Below are 3,430 nucleotides of genomic sequence, written 5' to 3'. Positions count from 1 at the left end.
CTGTCGTAGCACCTCGCTCATTACCGACTGCCACTCTTTTCCATGCGGACGGACGTTGCGCCCGTACAACTGAAACACAATAAAATGTGCGACCTCATGCCCGATTGTCTCGGTAATAAAACGCTGACCATATGCTTCGAGCATCGAAGCATTTAGGCGTATTTCATTGAACGTCACCTTGGCGCTAACAGGCCCTGTCGAGCGTCCAACCTTAGCCCGAAACTGGCCAGCTGACCTACCCCGCAAAGAAAAGCTAACCGCATCTAGCTCAAAGCTTCGCTGAAAATATCTCTCTGAGAGCGAGAGGCATCTTTCTAATTCATTGATCGCCAAGCGCTGTAGAGCTGACAAATTTTCTGGCGCGGAAAAACTAGGCATAGGTAAAATCAGATTAGGCATGAAGCGAAATTTTAATTGCGCTAGTATGCCCAACTCATCAAATCACGAACAGTTAAAACAATGTACGAAATCAGCTTCCTCAGTGTCAGTCTACTCGTTGCGATGGGCTTTTTAGCAGGCATAATCAATACGATGGCAGGCGGAGGTTCCAATCTAACCATTCCTGCGCTAATGGTCATGGGATTACCTGCGGATATTGCCAACGCGACCAATCGTGTTAGTGTTTTCTTTCAATCGCTAACCGCGACAAAAGGGTTCAGCAAGCACGGTAAGCTCGATATACCTGATTTGAAAAAGATCGTTGGTGTGACGCTCATTGGCGGCTTAGCGGGCGCGATCCTCGCGTCCTATATGCCAGCAGAGTATCTTAAACCAGTTTTATTGTGCTCTATGATACTGATGGCAGGAATTATACTCTTCAAGCCCGCCGTTGTTGCTCCCCCTGAAGGAACGATACCACTCAAGATATCCGAATCAGCCAGCTCTGTTCCCATGCTTCTTTTAGCCGGTTTTTATGGTGGCTTTGTTCAGGCAGGGGTCGGATTTATACTTATTGCCGCTGTAGCGGGTAGCTTGCGCTACGACCTTGTCCGTTCAAACGCATTAAAGATTGTATGCACCCTTGGTTTTACTGTGGTTGCCCTCATTATCTTTATTTGGAACGATCAAATATTGTGGGTCCCGGGCTTGATCCTTGCGATTGGCTCAATCGTTGGGGCACACATTGCCGTTAAAATAACCATTAACTTAAGCCAAAAAGCGTTGAAGTGGTTTTTGTTTTTGATGACGATATTTGCTAGCGCAGCCGCTCTACTAACCTAGTTAATGATCTGGCCGCACTCTATCTAATAACAATCACAGTAGGGGTTATTCATGTCAGAAGAAAACGCAAGCACAGTTGTCTGTGTCACCGGTGCATCAGGTTTTATTGCTGCTCATCTAGTAAAACAATTACTCGCTCAGGGCTATCGTGTGCGCGCAACCGTTCGAGGTGCTCCAGATAGATATCCTTATTTAACGAACCTTGAAGGTGCGAAAGAGCGATTAGAATTTCACAAAGCCAATCTTCTCGAAGAAGGCGCCTACGATAAAGTCGTCGATGGTTGTGATTATGTATTGCATACCGCAAGCCCTTACATCGTAAACGTTAAGGATTCGCAGAAAGAGCTTGTTGACCCTGCGGTTAACGGCACCCTTAACGTTTTAAAAGCATGCGAAAAATCCGATTCCGTAAAACGCGTTGTTATCACCTCTTCCCTCGCCGCAATAACCGATGAGCCCCACAGTGACAAGGTCTTCTCGGAAGCGGACTGGAACGAGAAATCCAACTTAAAGCGCAACCCCTACTTTTATTCAAAAGTGTGTGCAGAGAAAGCTGCATGGAAATATCTCGAGGAGCATAAAGGCACGTGCGGCTTTGATATCGTTACCATTAACCCATTCATGGTGATTGGCCCATCGCTGGGACCGTCATTGAACGAGTCAAACAAAGTTATTAGAGACCTTATGCACGGCCAGTATCCGTGTCTGATGACCCTAAACTGGGGTATCGTCGATGTCAGAGATGTCGCAAATTCACATATTCTCGCCATGACCACGCCCGACGCGTCTGGACGCTATTTGATTGTCAATGAGAACTGGAAGATGGATGAGCTCGTCAATTACCTACGTGATGATTTGGGCTACACCGATTATCGCTTGCCTAAACTCAATTTGGATAACCCATTCGGAACCAAGCTGATGCATCTTCTTTCTTACACTCAGCCCTCAGGTAATGGTACCTATATGCGGTCGCATATTGGACAGAAAATGCGCTTTGATAACAGCAAAGCGATCAACGAGCTTGGCATTCAATACATTCCAATTAAAGAGAGTGTGGCTGCTGCCGTTGAGGACATGCTTGTCTGGGGGCATTTACGTCCTCGCAAAGCGAACAAGACCGCCGCTGCATAACTTTAGTCAAATAGTCCAGCAAGAGCGCTTGGTAGAATTGCCATGATTCACCAAGCGCTTTATTTCGGACTCGCGGACTGCGCCGTACCTTTCTCAAGAATAAGCATAGCGGCCTTACGATCAACGCCCCATCGGTACTGGTTGATGGCGCCGCTTGCTCTAATAACGCGATGGCATGGAATCAAATAGCCAACCGGGTTTTTAGCGACAGCTGATGCCACGGCCCTGACAGAGTTTTCCATCCCTAGGTAGTCAGATAGCGCTTGGTAGCTCCAGACACTCCCCTCTGGTATCGCAAGCAACGCTTCCCATACCTTGACCTGAAATACCGTTCCCTTCACCCAAATCTTTAGTCCGCCGTTCTTTCGGTTAATTTCCGCACTACGGCGTTCGGCGAGCGAAGTAAATATCCGAGCACATTGCTGCTCTGCTTCGATGTCGGAATGCACATAGTGCGCATTGGGCCACTCGCATGCCAACTCCTCAACCGCTGCGTTGAAATTGAGCTGATCATGCAGAAACGCGAGCTTAATGGTGCCGCGATTTGTCCAAGCAATAAACGCCTCGCCAAACGGGGACAAACTAACTCCGTAATTAATCGTGAGTCCATGGCCTGCAGACTTAAACTCGCCAGGAGTGACGGCCTCAAAGCGGATATAGTTATCATACAAGCGGCTTTCGCTGGAATAACCAATTGTGGCGGAGGTCTCCGCAACACTGCAGTCGTGCAACAAAGATCTTGAGTGATGGCGATTGACTGCTAGCAAGAACTGTTTAGGGCTTAAGCCTGCCCACTCTTGGAAAGTACGCTGAAAGTGTGCGCTGCTCAGATTGGCAACAGTCGCCAAGTCGGAGAGTGTTGGCTGTTGCTTCGCATTATCGACAAGGTGGTTTATCACCTTTGCCATTCTTTGATACAAGTGATTTTGTTCTTCATGCATGAGACCACCTTATCATGAGCGTAAGCGGCTTCGTCACCCGTTTCTTGCGATATTTATGAAGCGCCGAGATGCTGCTCTAGCTGAGCGCGTATCGACTCTGGAATCGGCTCAGACCGCTTATTTATATGGTCAAAATG

Annotated in this window: 4 protein-coding genes; 2 read left to right on the top strand and 2 right to left on the bottom strand. The window is 47.8% G+C overall.

The annotated features are described in order from the left end of the window. Window positions 1-378 (bottom strand): SprT-like domain-containing protein (locus A3750_RS10520; protein WP_197474995.1); only part of this gene is annotated, 378 nt, incomplete at its 3' end. 81 nt (window positions 379-459) lie between these two features. Between A3750_RS10520 and A3750_RS10515 the strand changes: the two genes are divergently transcribed. Beyond that, window positions 460-1,221, top strand: coding sequence for a sulfite exporter TauE/SafE family protein (locus A3750_RS10515; RefSeq protein WP_068455044.1), 762 nt, complete (start codon window positions 460-462; stop codon window positions 1,219-1,221). Between the two features lie 51 nt (window positions 1,222-1,272). Beyond that, window positions 1,273-2,352, top strand: a complete 1,080-nt coding sequence (locus A3750_RS10510; protein ID WP_068455042.1) for an NAD-dependent epimerase/dehydratase family protein — start codon at window positions 1,273-1,275, stop codon at window positions 2,350-2,352. Window positions 2,353-2,411: 59 nt separating this feature from the next. Here A3750_RS10510 and A3750_RS10505 read toward each other — a convergent pair whose 3' ends face one another. Beyond that, window positions 2,412-3,293, bottom strand: a complete 882-nt coding sequence (locus A3750_RS10505; protein WP_068455036.1) for a methylated-DNA--[protein]-cysteine S-methyltransferase — start codon at window positions 3,291-3,293, stop codon at window positions 2,412-2,414. Window positions 3,294-3,430: the final 137 nt, after the last annotated feature.

This window comes from Oleiphilus sp. HI0079 (assembly GCF_001635105.1).
This window is presented reverse-complemented; position numbering and strand designations above follow the sequence as displayed.

Bases quoted from the DNA above. Each gene is read 5' to 3' on its own strand.
- A3750_RS10505 (WP_068455036.1), bottom strand. From the start codon at position 3,293: ATGCATGAAGAACAAAATCACTTGTATCAAAGAATGGCAAAGGTGATA.
- A3750_RS10510 (WP_068455042.1), top strand. From the start codon at position 1,273: ATGTCAGAAGAAAACGCAAGCACAGTTGTCTGTGTCACCGGTGCATCA.
- A3750_RS10515 (WP_068455044.1), top strand. From the start codon at position 460: ATGTACGAAATCAGCTTCCTCAGTGTCAGTCTACTCGTTGCGATGGGC.